Below are 20,000 nucleotides of genomic sequence, written 5' to 3'. Positions count from 1 at the left end.
TGAATTTTCAAACTGAGCTTAATTATGCACAAGGTTATCTCTGCGACCACCAATCCTGCCAAAATTCAGGCAATTCTGCGGGCATTTGAAGAGATTTTCGGGGAAGGATCCTGCCATATTGAACCCGTCGCCGTCGAGAGTGGCGTGCCGGAACAACCTTTCGGAAACCAGGAAACGCGCACTGGCGCACGAAATCGCGTTGATAACGCTCGCCGCCTGCACCCGCAGGCTGATTTCTGGGTCGCCATTGAAGCAGGAATTGACGACGATGCCACCTTTAGTTGGGTGGTGATTGATAACGGCATTCAGCGCGGTGAAGCCCGTTCAGCCACGCTGCCATTGCCGACTGTCATTCTCGACAGAGTCCGTAAAGGTGAAGCGCTCGGCCCGGTGATGTCGGACTATACGGGTATTGATGAAATTGGCCGTAAAGAAGGCGCAATCGGCGTTTTTACCGCGGGCAAGCTGACGCGCTCAAGCGTCTATCACCAGGCGGTGATTCTGGCGCTCAGCCCGTTTCATAACGCGATATACGATGAGTCATTGTAATTTGTAGGCCTGATAAGCGTAGCGCCATCAGGCAAGCAGCGCGCACCATTGCCGGATGGCGGCTTCGCCTTATCCGGCCTACGAGAGAATCAGACACTTTTTAGCAGTACCTGCTCCAGCCACTGACGCAAATCCACCGGTGCGGATTTGAGGCTGTTCGACCCCCGCGTAATAGTGGCAATCCCCGCCCCAAGCTCGTTTTTAAGCTCACGCTGGCTCATCTCGCCGCGCAGCAGCTCTTCAATGATACGCACACGCGTGCCCAACGCTTCACGCTCATCCGGCGTTAACATCAAATTGAGCAGCGGCAGGTGTAAATCTTGTTCATAGGCGTGTTTAAGCAGATCGACAAAACGTAACCACTCCTGGTGACGTTGTTCTGCCATCTCTGCTGAATAGGGTGATTGCTGAGTCATAAGATATCGCCATCGTTGCGGGGGAAGCGTGCTTGCTTCCCCCTTTTGTACTCTTTAACGAGTACGATAGCATAACACAATCGACACGATCAGTAACGACGTTGCCATTCTGCGTCGCTCATCAACTCCGGTTTATCGCCGAGGAAATAGCGATAGTACGCATCATAAGCCAGCACATTCTTCACGTAACCACGCGTCTCTGAGAATGGAATACTTTCGACAAACGCCACAGCATCAATGCGGCCAGCGCTATTGCCAAGCCAGGTGCGAACGCGTCCCGGACCGGCGTTATAGGCTGCCGACGCAAAGATGCGGTTATTGCCGAATTGCTGATATACGTACTGCAAATAGCTGGTACCAATGTTGATGTTGGTATCAGGATCCAGTAGCTGGCTCGGACTGCTGTAACCTGGAATCGAGAACATTTTCACCGTATGCGTCGCCGTGCCCGGCATAATCTGCATCAGCCCGCTGGCGCCGACCGGTGATTTCACTTTCGGGTTCCAGGCGCTTTCCTGACGCGCTATCGCCATCGCATAGCTTGGCTGAATATCCTTGCCGCTGGTGTAACGGGTAAACAGATCTTTATAGGCCAATGGGAAGCGCTCTTCCAGATGATCCCACAGCTTACCGGCGATCGTCGCCTGAACGCTCAGATCCCACCAGTGATTGTTGAACGCGTAACGCGCCAACTGAGCCTGCTCGGACTTGGTACGGCTGGTAACCAGATTCGCCCATTCACTGCGCGCGGTATTATCCATGTTCCAGTACATTAGCTCGCGTACGCGTGCCATTTCTGGCCCCTGAGTCAGCGCAGAATCAACGTTCGCTGGCGCTTTATCCACTTTCAGCTCGTACTCTTCGCCCAGGCGCTGTGCCGCCACCATCGGATAGAAACCACGCTGCAGCATGAGCTGGTGCAGGATCTCTTTGGCTTCCGCATCACGTCCGCGCTCCAGCAGCAGATCAGCCTGCCAGTAGCGCCACTCGTCTTTTTCTTTTGCTTCCATTGGCAGACGTGCCAGCCAGGTATTCAGGCCACGACGATCGCCGGTTCCCAGCGCCATGCGCACGCGACGCTCCACAAGCGAGGTGGAATTGGAGCGCATAATCGCATCATCACGCCATTTGGCCTGCTCGTCGGTGACGTCATTGCCCATCAGACGCCAGGCAACAATGTCGCGCAGCTCCTGGGTTTGCTCGTCATTGAGCTGTTGCGCCTGCACCAGGGACGGGATCATCAGGCGGGCGTTTTCCACATCCTGACGCGCCACGCTGGCAAAGGCGACCGCCGCCATCTGTCGGGTGAAATCCGTGGCGCCGGTGGTACGTGCAAAAGTCATCACCGAATTCGGATCGTTGGCCAGCGAGATGATCGCAGAGGCAATGGTTTGGTATTGCGCGGGCATCTGTCCGGCCAGCGCCGTCACCAGACCGGTATTCCCGGCTTTCATCGCCAGACGAATACGCTCCAGATACGCCAGCGGATCCTGAGTGCCTGAGGCGCGCCATACGCCAAATAATTTGTCACAGGCATTCGGCTGACTTTTCCCGGTCAACCACAGCTCTTTCGCGCCCTGCCAGGCTTCTTCGGTTTGCCCGGTACTCCATTTCGCGAAGTAATAGTTACATTGCGCTTCCGTGGTACCCGGTTTTTCCGGGCTGAACGCCAGCAGTCCGCGCCAGTCTTCGCGGCGCGCCAGTTCATTCACGAAACGCGATTGCAGCGTACGCGCAGGAGGCAGTGTCGGATTGGCACGCACAAAATTGGTAACGGTAATGGTGGGCTGATTCATCAGATCGTCAGTGATCTGACGATATTCCAGATACGGGTACAGAGGATAGTTCTTCAGGCCGGGCATCATCTGCTCTACGACATCCATCTGTCGGTTGTCCCAGGCTTGCTTGATTTGCGCATAACGATTGCGCTGCTCATCCAGGGAGTCGGCTCGCGCCACCTGACTGACCGTCAGCAGACATACGCTGGCTGCCAGCAGGCGCCAGGTAAATTGATTGGCTTTGTCCACAAGCTCTTCCTCTTCTCATGTTACGTCTGTGCAGCATCATGCCGCTTAATTAATTCATGCTAACCAGACATTGCAGAATGCGCCACGTCACGGACACTTTTTTACTTTTGTTGCGAGTGAGATCTGCTGGCTGGGATTGGGCAATGAAAAAGGCTACACTTCGCCTTTGAAAACTCTATTCATCACTATAAAAGAGGCGAAGTCCACGTGGCTCAATTCGTTTATACCATGCATCGTGTCGGCAAAGTCGTTCCGCCGAAACGTCATATTCTTAAAAACATCTCACTGAGCTTCTTCCCTGGCGCCAAAATCGGTGTTCTCGGTCTGAACGGTGCGGGTAAATCTACCCTGCTGCGCATCATGGCCGGTATTGATACCGATATCGAAGGTGAAGCTCGCCCACAGCCAGGCATTAAAATCGGTTACCTGCCGCAGGAACCAAAACTGAACCCAGAACATACCGTTCGTGAATCCGTTGAAGAAGCGGTTGCCGAAGTGGTTAGTGCACTGAAAGGTCTGGATGAAGTTTACGCCAAGTACGCCGAGCCGGACGCCGACTTCGATAAGCTGGCCGCGCAACAGGGCAAGTTTGAAGAAATTATTCAGGCGCACGACGGTCATAACCTGAACGTGCAGCTCGAGCGTGCCGCTGACGCCCTGCGTCTGCCGGACTGGGACGCTAAAATTGAGAATCTCTCCGGTGGTGAACGCCGCCGCGTTGCGCTATGCCGCCTGCTGCTGGAAAAACCAGACATGCTGCTGCTCGACGAACCAACCAACCACCTGGACGCCGAATCCGTCGCGTGGCTGGAACGCTTCCTGCACGATTTCGAAGGCACCGTAGTGGCGATTACCCACGACCGTTACTTCCTCGACAACGTTGCGGGCTGGATCCTGGAGCTGGACCGTGGTGAAGGTATTCCGTGGGAAGGTAACTACTCTTCCTGGCTGGAACAGAAAGATCAGCGTCTGGCCCAGGAAGCCTCTCAGGAAGCGGCTCGCCGTAAATCCATTGAGAAAGAGCTGGAGTGGGTGCGTCAGGGCGCTAAAGGTCGTCAGTCTAAGGGTAAAGCCCGTCTGGCACGCTTTGAAGAGCTGAACAACACCGAATACCAGAAACGTAACGAAACCAACGAACTGTTTATTCCACCTGGAGCACGTCTGGGCGATAAAGTCGTTGAAGTCACCAATCTGCGTAAATCCTACGGCGATCGCGTTCTGATCGACGATCTGACTTTCTCCGTACCGAAAGGCGCAATTGTCGGCATCATCGGTCCGAACGGCGCGGGTAAATCTACCCTGTTCCGTATGATGTCCGGTCAGGAACAGCCTGACAGCGGCACCATCACGCTGGGTGAAACCGTCAAACTGGCCTCCGTTGACCAGTTCCGTGACGCCATGGACAACAGCAAAACCGTGTGGGAAGAAGTTTCCGGCGGGCTGGATATCATGCGAATCGGCAACACCGAGATGCCAAGCCGTGCCTACGTGGGCCGCTTCAACTTCAAAGGTGTGGATCAGGGCAAACGCGTCGGCGAGCTGTCCGGTGGTGAGCGTGGTCGTCTGCACCTGGCGAAGCTGCTGCAGGTTGGCGGCAACATGCTGCTGCTCGATGAACCAACCAACGACCTGGATATCGAGACCCTGCGCGCGCTGGAAAACGCCCTGCTGGAATTCCCGGGCTGCGCGATGGTTATCTCGCACGACCGTTGGTTCCTCGACCGTATCGCCACCCACATTCTGGATTACCAGGATGAAGGTAAGGTTGAGTTCTTCGAAGGTAACTTTACCGAATACGAAGAGTACAAAAAACGTACGCTGGGCGCCGATGCGCTGGAGCCGAAACGTATTAAGTACAAGCGTATTTCTAAGTAATTAGCGTTAAGTGCCGGATGGCGGCTTTACGCCTTATCCGGCCTACGAGGTTAGTGCGACTTGTAGGTCGAATAAGCACAGCGCCATCCTGTCTATGAGGTTAGTGCGACTTGTAGGCCGGATAAGCGCAGCGCATCCGGCATTAAAACCTACCTCTGCTCGCCCATCAACTCTTTCACCAGTTCCACGCAGCGCAGGAAGCGGCCGTCGTAGTCAGGCTCCTGAACGTGCACAAAATTGATATTGTTTTCCTGCAGCATCTCGACCAGCAGCGTCTGAAACGCTTTTCTGTCAACTGAGCTTCCAAGGCTGCGTAAGCCATCCGCCACCCATGGGGTGTTGTTTTCCAGCAGGATCACCAGGTCGAAGCGATACTCATCAATAAGCGCTTGCACAAACGGGTGTTCACGCCCTTCATACTTTTTACAGAAGGCCTGAGTGGTCACGAAATCGGTGTCGATGAACGCCACTTTATTGGCGTACTTAACAGCAAAATCGATGTATTGCGCTTGCCCCAGGGCGATTTTATCGTAGTCAGAATACTGCAACGCCATCTCATCGCCGCCCAAATGGGAGAAGACATAATCACGCCCGTATTCCCACGCACTGGTGGTGTTAAAGATATTGGCGAGCTTATTCACCAGCGTCGATTTGCCGCTCGACTCCCCGCCGAGGATCGCCACGGTGCGCACGAAAAACGGCTTCACTTCGGTCGGAATATACTCCCAGTAGCGAAACGGGTTTTCACGGATTTGCCCGCCGCTGATGCTCATGAACGTCCGCTTAGGATCCACCAGCACGGTTTCGATCCCCAAATGTTCGAGATACTGCGGGGCATCTGATTCTTCAGAGGTGTAGATCCAGTTTGGCTGGATCCCTTTCTCCTGCATAAACGTTTTGATCCCGTTGCTCCACACGTCCCAGCCGTGCGGATACGGCTCCATGCCTTCTTCGTTGAAGGCATGAATACGGATATTTTTCTGATACTTAAAGGTTTGCAGCAGCCAGCGTAAACGATCGGGCACCGTAGGCTGTTGCGACATGGCACTGTCTTCAAACAGGCTGCGATCGCGCGTGTCGTCATAGCCCATGATGATATGCAGTTCATCGACCTGGCTACAGGCGCGCTGGATAAGATAGATATGGCCGGTGTGCAGCGGATAAAACTTGCCGAATACCACACCGATATTTTTCTGCTGGCGCGGAAACTCCAGACCGAGAAAGCGGTGCAACGCCTCCAGCTTCTGCGCGCTGGGGCTTTTGATTTTGGCATTCAGCAGTTGGCTTAGGTATCCCTTGGTCATGCCACTGGCATCCGCCACCTGTTGCAAGGTACAGCCCTTTTGCTTTATGGCGGTTTTCAGATATTCAAATGACACAAGAGCCTCCTGCTGGAAAAATCGCGTAACACTGCCTGATGGCGCTTCGCTTATCAGGCCTACAAAATCAGTATGTACGGGTATTTGATTATAGGTCGTCAAACACGCTTAACGCATCCGCAAGCTTCTTAACGCCAAAGACCTGCATGCCTTCCGGTACTTTTTTCGGTACGTTAGCGGCAGGGACAATCGCCCGGCGAAAGCCGTGCTTCGCCGCTTCCGAAATACGCTCCTGCCCGCTGGGTACCGGACGGATTTCGCCCGCCAACCCCACTTCGCCAAAGACCACTAAATCCTGTGGCAGCGGTCTGTCACGCAGGCTGGAGACCATTGCCAGCAGCAACGCCAGGTCGGCGCTGGTTTCGGTGACTTTTACGCCGCCGACTACGTTAACAAACACGTCCTGATCCGCCATCTGCAAGCCACCGTGACGATGCAGCACCGCCAGCAGAATCGCCAGACGGTTCTGTTCCAGACCGACCGCCACGCGACGCGGGTTCGCCATCATTGAGTGATCGACCAGCGCCTGAATCTCTACCAGCAGCGGGCGCGTACCTTCCCAGACCACCATCACCGAACTGCCGGAGGTGACCTCATCGCCACGGCTTAAGAAGATAGCGGAAGGGTTGCTGACTTCACGCAGGCCCTGTTCGGTCATAGCAAAGACGCCCAGTTCGTTCACCGCGCCAAAGCGGTTTTTATGGCTACGCAGAGTACGGAAACGGGAATCGGCGTCACCGTCGAGCAGTACCGAACAGTCAATACAGTGTTCGAGCACCTTCGGCCCGGCCAGCGAGCCGTCTTTGGTGACGTGGCCGACCATGACAATCGCCACGCCGCGCGTTTTGGCAAAGCGCGTCAGGTAAGCCGCCGTTTCACGCACCTGCGCCACGCTGCCCGGCGAAGACTGAATATCCGCCATGTGCATTACCTGAATGGAGTCGATCACCATCAGCTTCGGCTGTTCTTCTTCGGCAATCAGGCAAATTTGTTCGATACTGGTTTCCGACAGCATATTCAGATTCGCTGTCGGCAAACCGAGCCGGTGCGCACGCATCGCCACCTGCTGCAGTGACTCTTCACCGGTGACGTACAGAGTTTTCATCTGCTCAGCAAGCTTGCACAGCGTTTGCAGCAGCAGCGTTGATTTCCCCGCGCCGGGGTTACCGCCAATCAGAATAGCGCTGCCGGGTACCACCCCGCCGCCCAGCACGCGGTCAAACTCTTTAAATCCAGTGGAAAAACGCGGCAGTTCTTCAAGGCTGATGTCAGACAGCTTCTGCACTTTTGCCACGCCCGCATTCCCGGCATAGCCACTGAGCCGCTCGTTACGCGCCACCGTTGGCGATGCGGCAAGGCGCACCTCGGTAATGGTATTCCAGGCCTGACAGGCGCTGCATTGCCCCTGCCAGCGCGGGTAATCGGCCCCGCATTCATTACAAACAAAGGCGCGTTTTGGAGCTTTGGCCACGTTTTACCTCTTCCGTTAACGCTTTTGCCGGATGGCGCAGGCGCTTATCCGGCATACGGACACCCTGCCATCAGGCAATTTAATCATTTCTGGTTCATGCTGCCGGAGAGAATGCAGAACACGCCCATCAGGTCAGCGTGGCGGATAGTAATCTCCGTCTTTTCATTCACTTTCGGTTTAGCATGATACGCAATACCCAGCCCGGCCGTTTTGATCATCGGCAGATCGTTAGCACCGTCGCCGATCGCCACCGTCTGCGCCATCGGGATCTCATACTCTTGCGCCAGGCGGGTCAGGGTATTGGCTTTGTACTGGGCATCGACGATATCGCCGATCACGTTGCCGGTAAATTTACCGTCCATGATCTCCAGCTCGTTTGCCACAGCCGCCGTCAGACGCAGTTTATTACGCAGGTAATCGGCAAAGAAGGTAAAGCCGCCAGAGGCAATAGCCACTTTCCAGCCAAGCGTTTCCAGTTTTAACACCAGCTGTGTCAGGCCTGGCATCAGCGGTAGCGTTTCGCGCACCTGGTGCAGAATATTGGCATCAGCGCCCTTCAGCGTCGCCACGCGACTACGCAGGCTGGCGGTAAAGTCCAGTTCGCCGCGCATTGCGCGTTCCGTGACTTCCGCAACCATCTCACCGGTTCCAGCCAGTTTAGCAATTTCATCAATGCATTCGATCTGGATTGCCGTTGAGTCCATGTCCATCACCAGTAAACCCGGTGTGCGCAGATGCGGAATTTTGCCTAACGGGGCAACATCCAGTTTGGCATCATGCGCCAGTTTTGCCGCGCGCGGCGTTAACGAACCCGCCAGGCGAATCACCTGATAATCCTCGACGCACCAGGCAGCAACAATCACCATCGCTGCACCCAGTTTGCTCTGGTATTGCGTTAAACGTTGTTTATCCAGACCACGACCGTACAGCAGCCAGCCACTGCGGCCCGCGTGGTAGTCCAGCGGCATGACTTCATCGCCACTTAAAGAGAGAGGCAGACCTGGCCACAGAGAAACATCTTCAGGTAGATCGCACCAGGTTATGTTAGGCATTAAAGCTCCTGTAAAATCGTTCGGGTCGGAATCATCAGGGGAAAATAACGCATGAGGCTACCCTGTAACCAGCGCTTCTGGCAACATTAAGTCTCAAATTTTCAGCAGGTGGAATATGGCTCGCGCAAAACTGAAATTCCGACTTCATCGTGCAGTGATTGTATTGTTCTGTCTTGCGCTGCTCGTCGCCCTGATGCAGGGCGCATCCTGGTTTAGTCAAAGTCACCAGCAGCAGCGTAATCCGCAGCTCGAAGAGCTGGCCCGTACGCTGGCCCGCCAGGTGGCGCTAAATGTTGCTCCGCTAATGCGTACCGAAACGCCGGATGAAAAACGCATCAAAGCGGTACTCACACAGCTGACGGAAAGTAGCCGTATTCTGGACGCTGGCGTATACGATGAACAGGGAGACCTGATTACGCGCACCGGCGAGAGCGTCAACGTTCGTGACCGACTGGCGCTCGACGGCAAAAAAGCCGGGGGTTATTTTAACCAGCAGATTGTCGAACCCATTCAGGGGAAAAATGGTCCGCTGGGCTATTTGCGTCTGACGCTGGATACCCACACCCTCGCCACCGAGGCGAAGCAGGTAGATAACACCACCAATATCTTACGCCTGATGCTGCTGCTGGCGCTGGCGATTGGCGTCGTGCTCACCCGTACCTTATTGCAAGGCAAGCGTACCCGCTGGCAGCAATCCCCTTTCCTGCTGACCGCCAACAAACCGGTGCAGGAAGAAGACAACGAGAAAAAAGAGTAAGAGCAGTAAAAACTGTAAAACAGAAGGGAAATCAACCATGACTACACTACGCCTGCTTATCTCAGACTCTTACGATCCGTGGTTTAACCTCGCGGTCGAAGAGTGCATTTTTCGCCAGATGCCCGCCACGCAGCGCGTCCTGTTCTTGTGGCGTAACGCCGATACGGTGGTGATTGGCCGGGCGCAAAACCCGTGGAAAGAGTGTAATACCCGCCGTATGGAGGAAGACAACGTGCGGCTCGCCCGCCGTAGCAGCGGCGGCGGCGCGGTGTTCCATGACTTAGGCAATACCTGCTTTACCTTTATGGCCGGTAAACCGGAGTACGATAAAACCATTTCCACCGCGATTGTCCTCAACGCATTGAATTCTCTGGGTGTGACGGCAGATGCCTCCGGGCGTAACGATCTGGTTGTGAAAACGCCAGACGGCGATCGCAAGGTTTCAGGCTCTGCTTATCGGGAAACGAAAGATCGCGGCTTCCACCACGGCACGCTGCTGCTAAATGCCGATCTCAGCCGCCTGGCAAATTATCTCAATCCCGACAAAAAGAAACTCGCGGCAAAGGGGATCACCTCTGTCCGCTCACGGGTGGCGAATTTGACGGAGCTGTTACCGGGTATCACCCATGAACAGGTCTGTCAGGCCATCACGGAAGCCTTTTTTGCTCATTATGGCGAACGCGTTGAAGCGGAAGTGATCTCACCGGATAAAACGCCGGATCTGCCAAATTTTGCCGAAACCTTTGCCCGCCAGAGCAGTTGGGAATGGAATTTTGGTCAGGCACCTGCTTTCTCGCATCTGCTGGACGAGCGTTTCACCTGGGGTGGCGTTGAGCTGCATTTCGACGTCGAAAAAGGTCATATCACGCGCACACAGGTGTTTACCGACAGTCTCAATCCCGCGCCGTTAGAAGCGCTGGCGGAGCGGCTACAGGGCTGCCAGTATCGCGCCGATGTTTTACAGCAGACTTGCGAAGCGCTGGTTACGGAATATCCGGATCAGGAAAACGAGCTGCGTGAACTGGCGGCGTGGGTGGCGAAGGCCGTGCGTTAAGCGATTAGTGGCGAATTGCCGGATGGCAGCTGCGCCTTATCCGGCCTACAAGACCGCTCCTGTACGCCTGATAAGCGAAGCGCCATCAGGCATTAATAGCGGCATTCCCGTAGGCCCGGTAAGCGAAGCGCCACCGGGCCATAACAACCCTTACTCTTTATCGCCCAGCAGAACGGATTCCAGCGCGATTTTGATCATGTCGTTGAAGGTCGTCTGACGTTCAGCGGCAGTGGTCTGCTCGTGAGTACGGATATGGTCGGAAACGGTGCAGATGGTCAGCGCTTTTGCACCAAATTCCGCAGCAACACCGTAGATGCCCGCCGCTTCCATTTCCACACCCAGCACGCCGTATTTTTCCATCACGTCGAACATTTCACCGTCCGGAGAGTAGAACAGGTCAGCAGAGAACAGGTTGCCCACGCGCGCGTCTACACCCAGTGCTTTTGCCGCATCAACCGCGTTACGCACCATGTCGAAGTCAGCAATAGCAGCGAAGTCATGATCTTTAAAACGGATACGGTTAACTTTGGAGTCGGTGCAAGCGCCCATACCGATAACCACGTCACGCAGTTTAACGTCCATACGCACAGCGCCGCAGGAGCCTACGCGAATGATTTTCTTCACGCCGAAATCGGTGATCAGCTCTTTGGTGTAGATGGAGCAGGACGGGATACCCATACCGTGACCCATAACGGAGATCTTACGGCCTTTGTAAGTACCGGTAAAACCTAACATGCCGCGAACGTTGTTCACTTCACGAACATCTTCGAGGAAAGTTTCAGCAATATGCTTTGCACGCAGCGGGTCGCCCGGCATCAATACGACGTCAGCGAAATCACCCATTTCTGCATTAATATGTGGAGTTGCCATTTTTTGTCCTTATTTCGTTGTTATTGCCTGATGGCGGCCACGCCTTATCAGGCCTACAAAACGTATGCAAAACAGTGAAATACCCTAAGGATTTCGCGTTGTAGGAAGGCGACGAATTCGTGAATCCCCGGGAGCATAGATTCACTATGTGACCGGGGTGAGCGAATGAAATCAACGCATCTACAGCGCGAAAGACAACGGGTATTACAGCATGTTTTTACCGTAGTCCATCGGTGACGTACCAAAGTAGCTCGCCAGCGTCTGACCGATATCCGCGAAGGTTTCACGGTGACCTAAAGAACCAGGTTTCACTTTCGGGCCGTAGACCAGTACCGGGATGTGTTCACGGGTGTGGTCAGTGCCGGTCCAGCTTGGGTCGCAGCCGTGGTCAGCGGTCAGGATCAGAATGTCATCTTCACCCACCAGCTCCATCAGCTCAGGCAGACGGCGGTCGAACAGTTCCAGGCCCGCAGCATAACCGGCGATATCGCGACGATGTCCCCAGGAAGAGTCGAAATCAACGAAGTTGGTGAAGACGATGGTCTTATCACCTGCTTCTTTCATCTCTTTGATGGTGGCGTCGAACAGCGCGTCCAGACCGGTGGCTTTCACTTTTTTGGTGATGCCGCAGTTAGCGTAGATATCCGCAATTTTACCGACGGAAACCACGTGACCGTCTTTTTCGTCGACCAGTTTCTGCAGCACGGTCGGTGCTGGCGGCTCAACGGCCAGGTCGTGACGGTTACCGGTACGCTGGAAGTTACCGGCTTTATCACCGATAAACGGACGTGCGATAACACGACCGATGTTGTAACCACCTTCGGTCAGCTCTTCACGTGCGATTTCGCACAGCTCGTAAAGTTTATCCAAGCCAAACGTCTCTTCGTGGCAGGCAATCTGGAACACGGAGTCAGCGGAGGTATAGAAAATCGGCTTGCCGGTTTTCATATGCTCTTCACCCAGTTGATCCAGGATCACGGTACCGGAAGAGTGGCAGTTGCCGAGGTAGCCTGGCAGGTTGGCACGTTTTACCAGTTTATCCAGCAGTTCCTGCGGGAAGCTGTTTTCATGATCGGAGAAATAACCCCAATCAAACAGAACCGGGACACCCGCGATTTCCCAGTGGCCAGACGGCGTGTCTTTCCCGGAAGAAAGTTCATGTGCCCATGCGTAGGCACCAATCACTTCCGCGTTACCGTCCATACCAGCAGCAATTTTACCGGTAGAACCTTCGTGAGCTTTCACCAGGCCCAGACGGGTCAGGTTAGGCAGATTCAGTGGACCTTTGCGACCATTGTCAGCCTCACCTTTCGCACAGGCTTCTGCAATGTGTCCCATAGTGTCTGAACCTACGTCGCCAAAGCGATCCGCATCTTCAGTCGCACCAATACCAAAGGAGTCCAGCACCATAATAAATGCACGTTTCATCTCGTTCTCCATACATCTGCGCCGCAAAAAAGCGATCAGATCAGTATACAGTTATTCGGTAATACGACGATAGACTGTCGGTGTAATTTCTGGCGCTTTATCGTCAAGGCTAATTGCCGCTTTGACCGCTTTCGCCGCTTCCTGCCAGCTGGCTTCGTCTTTCGCGTGGATCACCGCCAGCGGGCGTTGTCCGTCTACGCTGTCGCCCAGGCGCGCCATATCGCTAAAGCCAACGCTGTAATCAATGGTGTCCGAAGCCTGACGACGACCGCCGCCCATGGAAACGACCGCCATCCCCAGCGCGCGGGTATCCATCGCGCTGACAAAGCCTTCGGTATCAGCATATACCGCTTTGCTGAGCATTGCCGTCGGCAGGTACTTCGCATAATTTTCGACGAAATCGGTCGGGCCTTTTTGCGCCGCAACCATGCGACCAAAAATCTCTGCCGCTTTACCGTTGTCCAGCACCGCCTGCAATTTCACACGGGCTTCGGCGTCATCTTTCGCCAGATTGCCGGAGATCAGCATTTCCACGCACAGCGCCATGGTGACGTCTAACAGACGTGGATTGCGGTATTCACCGGTCAGGAACTGCACCGCTTCGCGAACTTCGACCGCGTTACCTGCGCTGGAGGCCAGCACCTGGTTCATATCGGTTAACAGCGCAGTGGTACGTACACCCGCACCGTTTGCCACACCGACAATCGCTTCAGCAAGAGCTTCGGAAAGCTCGTAGGTCGGCATAAAGGCGCCGCTGCCCACTTTCACATCCATCACCAACGCATCCAGCCCTTCCGCCAGTTTTTTCGCCAGAATGGAACCGGTAATCAGCGGGATGGAATCCACCGTCGCGGTAATATCGCGGGTGGCATAAAAACGTTTATCCGCCGGTGCGAGCGAGCTGGTTTGCCCAATAATCGCCACACCCACGTCTTTAATAATTTCACGGAAGCGCGCGTCGTCCGGGAAGATGTCAAATCCAGGAATCGCTTCCAGTTTATCGAGCGTACCGCCGGTATGCCCCAGACCACGCCCGGAGATCATCGGAATATAGCCGCCGCACGCTGCGACCATCGGGCCTAACATCAGTGACGTTACGTCACCCACACCGCCGGTAGAGTGTTTATCCACAATCGGGCCGTTCAGTTGCAGGCTTTTCCAGTCCAGCACGGTTCCTGAATCACGCATTGCCATGGTCAGCGAAACTCGCTCAGGCATTGTCATATCGTGGAAGAAAATGGTCATCGCCAGGGCGGCGATTTGCCCTTCAGAGATGGTGTTGTCGCGAATACCATTGATAAAGAAACGAATTTCTTCATCGCTCAGCGCATGACCATCACGTTTTTTACGAATAATTTCTTGTGCGAGAAACACGGTAACCCCCAGGGGAAAAGAGTAGAAGGCCGTTGTAGGCCGGGTAAGCAACGCGCCACCCGGCAGTCGTCTTAATGCCGGATGGCGGCTACGCCTTATCCGGCCTACGTCGCTACAGCTCCGGCAATATAAGGCTTAGTAGCTGCTTGCGCTCTTGCCGTCGCCGTGACCCAGCGCTTTCAGCAGACTCGCCAGCAGGCTGGATGCGCCAAAACGGTAGTGACGAGAATCAGCCCAGTCAGCGCCAAACAGTTCATCGGCAATCGCCAGGAACTGCTGTGCATCTTCTGCAGTGCGCACGCCACCAGCCGGTTTGAAACCTACAGTTTTAGAAACACCCATGTCGCGGATCACTTCCATCATGATGCGTGCGCTTTCCGGCGTCGCATTGACCGGCACTTTACCGGTAGAGGTTTTGATGAAATCAGCACCAGCTTTGATGGAGATTTCAGACGCTTTGCGAATCAGTGCTTCTTCTTTCAACTCACCGGTTTCGATGATGACTTTCAGCAGCACGTTTGCCGCCGCACACGCGTCTTTGCAGGCTTTAACCAGATCGAAACCAATCTGCTCGTTACCGGCGATAAGCGCACGGTACGGGAACACCACGTCAACTTCATCTGCGCCGTAAGCAATCGCCGCGCGGGTTTCAGCCAGCGCAATCTCGATGTCGTCGTTGCCATGCGGGAAGTTGGTTACGGTTGCAATGCGGATGTCCGGCGTGCCCTGCTCTTTCAGGGTCTTACGCGCAATAGGGATGAAACGCGGATAGATACAGATTGCGGCAGTGTTGCCAACCGGGGTCTTCGCCTGATGACACAGCGCGATCACTTTTTCATTGGTGTCGTCGTCATTCAGGGTGGTCAGGTCCATCAGTTTCAGTGCACGCAGGCTGCTTGCTGTTAAATCGGTCATAACATTCTCCAACGGCATCGCCGTATAAAATTTCACCTTGCGAGTTTGTTAGTATTCTAACATCCGCTCGCTATTACACTTCGATATACATCACAGTTAATGAAAACCACATACAGATTTGCATTACTCTAATGAGATCTACTTCAAATAAATCACCTTTTCTAAAGGGATGCGGTGGCATCAGGCGCATCCGGATCAAAGGTTGCGGCGGCGTTGCTTTCTACAATGGCGTTACACCTTCGGGATAAAAAGGAATCAACGATGCCCACTTCAAGCGAACTCGCGCTGCAACAGCGTTGCCAACAAATCGTGACCAGCCCAGTGCTCAGCCCTGAGCAGAAACGCCACTTTCTGGCGCTGGAAGCTGAAAACGCGCTGCCTTACCCGCAACTGCCTGCACAGGCACGTCAGGCGCTGGATGATGGGGTAATCTGCGATATGTACGAAGGTCATGCCCCGTTCAAACCGCGCTATGTTTTACCCGATTACGCGCGTTTTCTGGCCAATGGCTCATCGTGGCTGGAGCTGGAAGGCGCCAGGGATCTTGATGACGCGTTATCCTTACTCACTATTCTTTACCACCATGTTCCGTCAGTGACGTCGATGCCGGTTTATCTCGGTCAGCTCGATGCCCTGCTGCAACCGTATGTTAGAATTCTAACACAAGACGAGATCGATATTCGAATAAAACGTTTCTGGCGTTATCTCGACAGAACCCTGCCAGACGCGTTTATGCATGCCAATATCGGCCCCGCCGATACACCAGTCACCCGTGCAATTTTACGCGCGGACGCAGAGTTAAAGCAGGTTTCGCCTAATCTGACATTCATTTATGACCCGCAAATCACACCTGACGATCTGCTGCTCAACGTGGCGCAAAATATCTGTGAGTGCAGTAAGCCGCATATTTCCAACGGCCCTGAAAATGATAAAATTTTCACAAAAGGTCAGTATGGCGTCGTCAGTTGTTACAACTCTTTGCCACTCGCCGGGGGTGGAAGCACGCTGGTCAGGCTTAATCTGAAAGCCATCGCAGAGCGCTGCACCTCTGTCGATGACTTCTTTACGCGCACCCTACCGCACTACTGCCAGCAGCAAATCGCCATCATTGATTCACGATGTGAATTCCTCTATGAGAAATCACATTTCTTTGAGAATAGCTTCCTCGTGCAGGAAGGGTTGATTGATCCCGAACGTTTTGTGCCTATGTTCGGGATGTATGGTCTGGCGGAGGCGGTTAACCTGCTGTGCGATAAGTCGGGACAGAATGCGCGCTATGGGAAAGATGAGTTCGCCAATCAGCTCGGCTATCGTATTAGCGCCTACCTGGCGGAGTTTGTCGAAAACACCCCGGTGAAATATGGCTGGAAGCAGCGCGCGATGCTGCATGCACAGTCGGGCATCAGTTCTGACATCGGCACCACGCCAGGTGCACGCCTGCCTTACGGCGATGAGCCGGACCCGATCACCCATCTGCAAACCGTCGCGCCACATCACGCGTTTTATCACGCCGGGATCAGCGACATTCTCACGCTGGATGAAACCATCAAGCGTAATCCTCAGGCGCTGGTGCAGTTGTGCCTCGGGGCGTTTAAAGCCGGAATGCGCGAGTTTACCGCCAACGTGAGCGGCAACGATCTGGTTCGCGTTACGGGTTATATGGTGCGTCTGTCGGATCTGGAAAAGTATCGCGCCGAAGGGTCACGAACCAACACCACCTGGCTTGGCGAAGAAGCCGCGCGCAATACGCGCATTCTGGAACGACAACCTCGCGTGATTAGCCATGAACAGCAGATGCGCTTTAGTCAGTAGGCTGATTCCTTTCTCCTGCGTCGACGGCCCGGGCAGTCGCTTGGCTCTGTTTCTGCAAGGATGTAATCTGCGCTGTAAAAATTGCCACAATCCGTGGACGATGGGACGCTGCAACGACTGCGGGGAGTGTGTGCTGCATTGCCCGCATGAGGCGCTGAGCCTGAGCGCAGGGAAAGTGTGGTGGCAGTCCGATGTGTGTCAGCAGTGTGACACCTGCCTGCATATGTGCCCCCAGCAGGCCACGCCGATGGCGCAGAGTATGAGCGTTGATGAAGTGCTGCAACATATTCGTAAAGCGTCACTGTTTATCGAAGGGATAACCGTTAGTGGCGGTGAAGCGACTACCCAGCTCCCCTTTATTGTGGCGCTATTTACCGCGATAAAAACCGATCCGCAGTTGCAACACCTGACCTGCATGGTCGACAGCAACGGCATGCTGAGCGAAACCGGCTGGCAGAAGCTGCTGCCAGTGTGCGACGGCGTAATGCTGGATTTAAAAGCCTGGGACAGCACGTGTCATCGGCAGCTTACCGGCCGCGATAACACGCTGATTAAACAAAGCATTACCTTTTTGTCCGGGCAGAGAAAACTGGCGGAACTCCGCCTACTGGTAATTCCTGGTCAGGAAGATTATCTACAGCATATCGATGCGCTGGCGGCGTTTATCAAACGCACCGGTGACGTACCGGTACGGCTGAATGCCTTCCATGCGCACGGGGTGTATGGCGAAGCGAAGGACTGGCCGAGCGCCACGCCGAAGGATGTGGAACACCTGGCGCAAAGATTGCGCGAGCGCAGGGTGGATAATTTGATCTTCCCGGCGCTGTACCTGTGATTGCCGGATGCGGCTACATCATTTGCAGGCCGGAGAAAACACAGCTGCATCCGACGAAGTTATGCCTGATGCGCTTCGCTTATCAGGCCTACGGAGCGCATACTTTTGTAGGCCGGATAAGACGCAGCCGCGATCCGGCGAAGTTATGCCTGATGCGCTTCGCTTATCAGGCCTACGGAGCGCATACTTTTGTAGGCCGGATAAGGCGCAGCCGCCATCCGGCAAAGATATGCCTGATGCGCTTTGCTTATCAGGCTTACGGAACGCACACTTTTGTCGGCTGGGTACGCCATCCAATCACATGTTAAACAACGCCGTGGTATTACGATACAGCGCGTCAGCGATCACGTCCGCAGGTTCCGGGCGCAGTTCGCATAAGACGTCGAAGACTCTGACTACCTGCTCCGGGCGGTTAGGCTGCCCCTGAAAGCCGTTGAGCGGCATATCCGGCGCGTCGGTTTCCAGCAACAGCGATTCCAGCGGCAGTTGCGCTATTACCTCGCGGGTTTTACTGGCGCGCGGATAGGTAATGGTGCCTCCCACGCCAATTTTGTATCCCAGTTGCACAAAGCGCTCTGCCTGCTGCACGCTCCCGGAAAAACCATGCACCACGCCAGTTCGCGGCAAAGCATGACGTTTCAGGTGCATCGCCAGCTTGTCATGGGTGCGCCGCGAATGCAGGATCACCGGCAATTCATACCGCTTCGCCAGCTTTAGCTGCGCTTCCAGCACCCGCTCTTGCTTTTCGAATTGCGGATCGTCCCGATACAGATCCAATCCAATCTCGCCTAGCGCCACCAGCTTTTGTGGGCGCTTATCCAGCTCCTGTTGCAACTGGTCCAGGCAGTCATCGCTATGTTGCTCAATAACAATGGGATGCAGACCAAGCGCGGCAAACAATGGAGGATAATTTTCCGCTAACGCCAGTACGCGGGGAAAATTCGCCGCTTGGGTGGCCGGAACGATAATGCTCTGTACACCAACCTCCGCCGCGCGCTGAATGCTGGCAGATTCATCGCCGGTAAACGGCGGGAAATCAAAGTGACAATGCGTATCGATAAAACGATAACTCACGCCAAATCCTCATTATCAAACGTCGTGTCGTTCGCCTGAGGCGCATCGGTCACCACTGGCACATGGGCATCGTTGGCCACCGGCGCGGGAGGAACTACCACCGGCCCCGGCACCACAATCTTCGGCGTCTGACGAGGCAGCGGCGCATTTTTCGCCAGCAGTTTGCCGACTGTCGCCAGAAAGTAACGACCGCACAGGCGTCCGGTTTTGTAATCTTCCCTCAGTGCCGGAATACGGCTGCCCAACGCCATGCTATGGAGTGGTTTTGGCGGATAGATCTCAAAAATACGCAGCTTGCCCGGCGGCTTCTCAATAAAACTCTGGATAGCACGATAGCTGGTCTCATGATGCTGCACCAGATTCAGAAACGGTTGCAGGCTACTTTCACCCAACCAGCGCTCCATACGTTTGAACCACTGCGGGGTGTAGTACATTTGCGAAGGCACAGTGCGAATCACTACCAACGTTTTTGCCCCTTGCTTCGCTGCCTCCTGCACAGGTATGGCATCACTAACTCCTCCATCCAGATAGTTCACGCCGTCCAATACAACCCCTGTGCGGTAGAACCCGGGAATCGCGCTGGAGGCTCGAATGAGGTCGAGCCAGTTTTGCCGGTTCGGCGAAAAATAGCCGGGCGTGTAATCATCGCCCCGACAGGCGCACATATAAAACGCTTTCCCTGCGGCAAACAGACGCTCGGCGTTATCCATTGCCAGCGGCATCTGGGACGCAGTCGAATCCACCAGCCAGTCGAGATCGATTAAGTTTCCCCCGCGCACAAAGCGCACCGGGTCAAAAAATTCGCGTCGGGTAGTGTATCGCATAATAACTTTGCGGCCGTAACCGGGCTGGTTACAGAGATAGGCTGAAAGGTTTTGCGCGCCAGCGGACGTCCCGTAGAAGAGCTCAAAAGGATTAAACTGCGCGCGCATGAATTCATCCAGTACGCCAGCGGTAAAGATACCTCTTTGTCCCCCACCCTCGCACACCAGCGCCATATTGCCTGGTTGAAACGGACGTAACGATAACGGCGCAATATTACCGAGCGTGACGGGTATTCTCTGCCCCACCTCTGCCTTCCTGTTGTTTTTGTAATAGAGCAACAAAGTAAC

17 protein-coding genes are annotated in these 20,000 nt (G+C 54.6%); 6 read left to right on the top strand and 11 right to left on the bottom strand.

Going from position 1 to position 20,000, the window contains the following annotated elements; genetic code table 11:
• Positions 1 to 24 precede the first annotated feature (24 nt).
• Positions 25 to 549: an inosine/xanthosine triphosphatase gene (gene yjjX / locus OGX96_RS01700; protein WP_057067005.1), complete on the top strand. Its 525-nt coding sequence runs from the start codon at positions 25 to 27 to the stop codon at positions 547 to 549.
• An 89-nt stretch (positions 550 to 638) separates the two neighbouring features.
• Here yjjX and trpR read toward each other — a convergent pair whose 3' ends face one another.
• Together trpR and sltY are read right to left on the bottom strand one after the other, a co-directional pair.
• On the bottom strand, positions 639 to 965 hold the full coding sequence (gene trpR, locus OGX96_RS01695) for a trp operon repressor (RefSeq protein WP_032934222.1): 327 nt from the start codon (positions 963 to 965) through the stop codon (positions 639 to 641).
• A gap of 89 nt (positions 966 to 1,054) precedes the next feature.
• Entirely contained in the window at positions 1,055 to 2,992 is a 1,938-nt protein-coding gene (sltY, locus tag OGX96_RS01690; RefSeq protein WP_008786137.1) for a murein transglycosylase, read from the bottom strand.
• A gap of 207 nt (positions 2,993 to 3,199) precedes the next feature.
• Here sltY and ettA point away from each other — a divergent pair, with 207 nt between their 5' ends.
• Positions 3,200 to 4,867 (top strand): energy-dependent translational throttle protein EttA, encoded by a 1,668-nt coding sequence (gene ettA, locus OGX96_RS01685; protein ID WP_032942320.1) that lies wholly within the window; start codon positions 3,200 to 3,202, stop codon positions 4,865 to 4,867.
• A 149-nt stretch (positions 4,868 to 5,016) separates the two neighbouring features.
• Here ettA and nadR read toward each other — a convergent pair whose 3' ends face one another.
• The 3 genes from nadR to serB all read right to left on the bottom strand — a co-directional run bounded on the left by nadR (position 5,017) and on the right by serB (position 8,769).
• Complete coding sequence (gene nadR / locus OGX96_RS01680; RefSeq protein WP_003829942.1) at positions 5,017 to 6,246, bottom strand: multifunctional transcriptional regulator/nicotinamide-nucleotide adenylyltransferase/ribosylnicotinamide kinase NadR; 1,230 nt, start codon at positions 6,244 to 6,246, stop codon at positions 5,017 to 5,019.
• A gap of 88 nt (positions 6,247 to 6,334) precedes the next feature.
• Positions 6,335 to 7,717: a DNA repair protein RadA gene (radA, locus tag OGX96_RS01675; protein WP_003829944.1), complete on the bottom strand. Its 1,383-nt coding sequence runs from the start codon at positions 7,715 to 7,717 to the stop codon at positions 6,335 to 6,337.
• An 83-nt stretch (positions 7,718 to 7,800) separates the two neighbouring features.
• Complete coding sequence (gene serB, locus OGX96_RS01670; protein ID WP_003829946.1) at positions 7,801 to 8,769, bottom strand: phosphoserine phosphatase; 969 nt, start codon at positions 8,767 to 8,769, stop codon at positions 7,801 to 7,803.
• Between the two features lie 115 nt (positions 8,770 to 8,884).
• On the opposite strand from serB, the gene OGX96_RS01665 reads away from it, so the two are divergent.
• Positions 8,885 to 9,526 (top strand): YtjB family periplasmic protein, encoded by a 642-nt coding sequence (locus OGX96_RS01665; RefSeq protein ID WP_003829948.1) that lies wholly within the window; start codon positions 8,885 to 8,887, stop codon positions 9,524 to 9,526.
• 37 nt (positions 9,527 to 9,563) lie between these two features.
• Complete coding sequence (lplA, locus tag OGX96_RS01660) at positions 9,564 to 10,580, top strand: lipoate--protein ligase (RefSeq protein WP_111466146.1); 1,017 nt, start codon at positions 9,564 to 9,566, stop codon at positions 10,578 to 10,580.
• Between the two features lie 150 nt (positions 10,581 to 10,730).
• On the opposite strand, the gene deoD is transcribed toward lplA, so the two are convergent.
• The 4 genes from deoD to deoC form a co-directional block, all read right to left on the bottom strand.
• Entirely contained in the window at positions 10,731 to 11,450 is a 720-nt protein-coding gene (gene deoD, locus OGX96_RS01655; RefSeq protein WP_000224864.1) for a purine-nucleoside phosphorylase, read from the bottom strand.
• Between the two features lie 204 nt (positions 11,451 to 11,654).
• Positions 11,655 to 12,878 carry a phosphopentomutase gene (gene deoB, locus OGX96_RS01650; RefSeq protein ID WP_003019037.1) on the bottom strand — a complete coding sequence of 408 codons (1,224 nt, stop codon included), beginning with the start codon at positions 12,876 to 12,878 and terminating at the stop codon, positions 11,655 to 11,657.
• A gap of 51 nt (positions 12,879 to 12,929) precedes the next feature.
• Positions 12,930 to 14,252, bottom strand: a complete 1,323-nt coding sequence (gene deoA, locus OGX96_RS01645; RefSeq protein WP_100271539.1) for a thymidine phosphorylase — start codon at positions 14,250 to 14,252, stop codon at positions 12,930 to 12,932.
• A gap of 135 nt (positions 14,253 to 14,387) precedes the next feature.
• Entirely contained in the window at positions 14,388 to 15,167 is a 780-nt protein-coding gene (gene deoC / locus OGX96_RS01640; RefSeq protein WP_003019042.1) for a deoxyribose-phosphate aldolase, read from the bottom strand.
• A 261-nt stretch (positions 15,168 to 15,428) separates the two neighbouring features.
• On the opposite strand from deoC, the gene OGX96_RS01635 reads away from it, so the two are divergent.
• Complete coding sequence (locus OGX96_RS01635; RefSeq protein ID WP_286582100.1) at positions 15,429 to 16,979, top strand: YjjI family glycine radical enzyme; 1,551 nt, start codon at positions 15,429 to 15,431, stop codon at positions 16,977 to 16,979.
• Positions 16,951 to 17,814, top strand: coding sequence for a YjjW family glycine radical enzyme activase (locus tag OGX96_RS01630; RefSeq protein ID WP_071446020.1), 864 nt, complete (start codon positions 16,951 to 16,953; stop codon positions 17,812 to 17,814). Before OGX96_RS01635 ends, OGX96_RS01630 begins: the two co-directional genes overlap by 29 nt.
• A 297-nt stretch (positions 17,815 to 18,111) precedes the next feature.
• Here the strand turns inward: OGX96_RS01630 and OGX96_RS01625 are convergent, their stop codons facing one another.
• The gene (locus OGX96_RS01625) at positions 18,112 to 18,888 is read right to left on the bottom strand and encodes a metal-dependent hydrolase (RefSeq protein ID WP_174770728.1); all 777 of its coding nucleotides are present in this window, start codon (positions 18,886 to 18,888) and stop codon (positions 18,112 to 18,114) included.
• Entirely contained in the window at positions 18,885 to 19,958 is a 1,074-nt protein-coding gene (locus OGX96_RS01620; RefSeq protein ID WP_008786128.1) for a patatin-like phospholipase family protein, read from the bottom strand. Before OGX96_RS01620 ends, OGX96_RS01625 begins: the two co-directional genes overlap by 4 nt.
• Positions 19,959 to 20,000 lie beyond the last annotated feature (42 nt).

Origin of the sequence: Citrobacter sp. Cpo100 (assembly GCF_030332595.1) — a bacterium.
GTDB lineage: Bacteria > Pseudomonadota > Gammaproteobacteria > Enterobacterales > Enterobacteriaceae > Citrobacter > Citrobacter portucalensis.
This window is presented reverse-complemented; position numbering and strand designations above follow the sequence as displayed.

Bases quoted from the DNA above. Each gene is read 5' to 3' on its own strand.
- yjjX (WP_057067005.1), top strand. From the start codon at position 25: ATGCACAAGGTTATCTCTGCGACCACCAATCCTGCCAAAATTCAGGCA.
- trpR (WP_032934222.1), bottom strand. From the start codon at position 965: ATGACTCAGCAATCACCCTATTCAGCAGAGATGGCAGAACAACGTCAC.
- serB (WP_003829946.1), bottom strand. From the start codon at position 8,769: ATGCCTAACATAACCTGGTGCGATCTACCTGAAGATGTTTCTCTGTGG.
- OGX96_RS01665 (WP_003829948.1), top strand. From the start codon at position 8,885: ATGGCTCGCGCAAAACTGAAATTCCGACTTCATCGTGCAGTGATTGTA.
- lplA (WP_111466146.1), top strand. From the start codon at position 9,564: ATGACTACACTACGCCTGCTTATCTCAGACTCTTACGATCCGTGGTTT.
- deoD (WP_000224864.1), bottom strand. From the start codon at position 11,450: ATGGCAACTCCACATATTAATGCAGAAATGGGTGATTTCGCTGACGTC.
- deoB (WP_003019037.1), bottom strand. From the start codon at position 12,878: ATGAAACGTGCATTTATTATGGTGCTGGACTCCTTTGGTATTGGTGCG.
- deoC (WP_003019042.1), bottom strand. From the start codon at position 15,167: ATGACCGATTTAACAGCAAGCAGCCTGCGTGCACTGAAACTGATGGAC.
- OGX96_RS01635 (WP_286582100.1), top strand. From the start codon at position 15,429: ATGCCCACTTCAAGCGAACTCGCGCTGCAACAGCGTTGCCAACAAATC.
- OGX96_RS01630 (WP_071446020.1), top strand. From the start codon at position 16,951: ATGAACAGCAGATGCGCTTTAGTCAGTAGGCTGATTCCTTTCTCCTGC.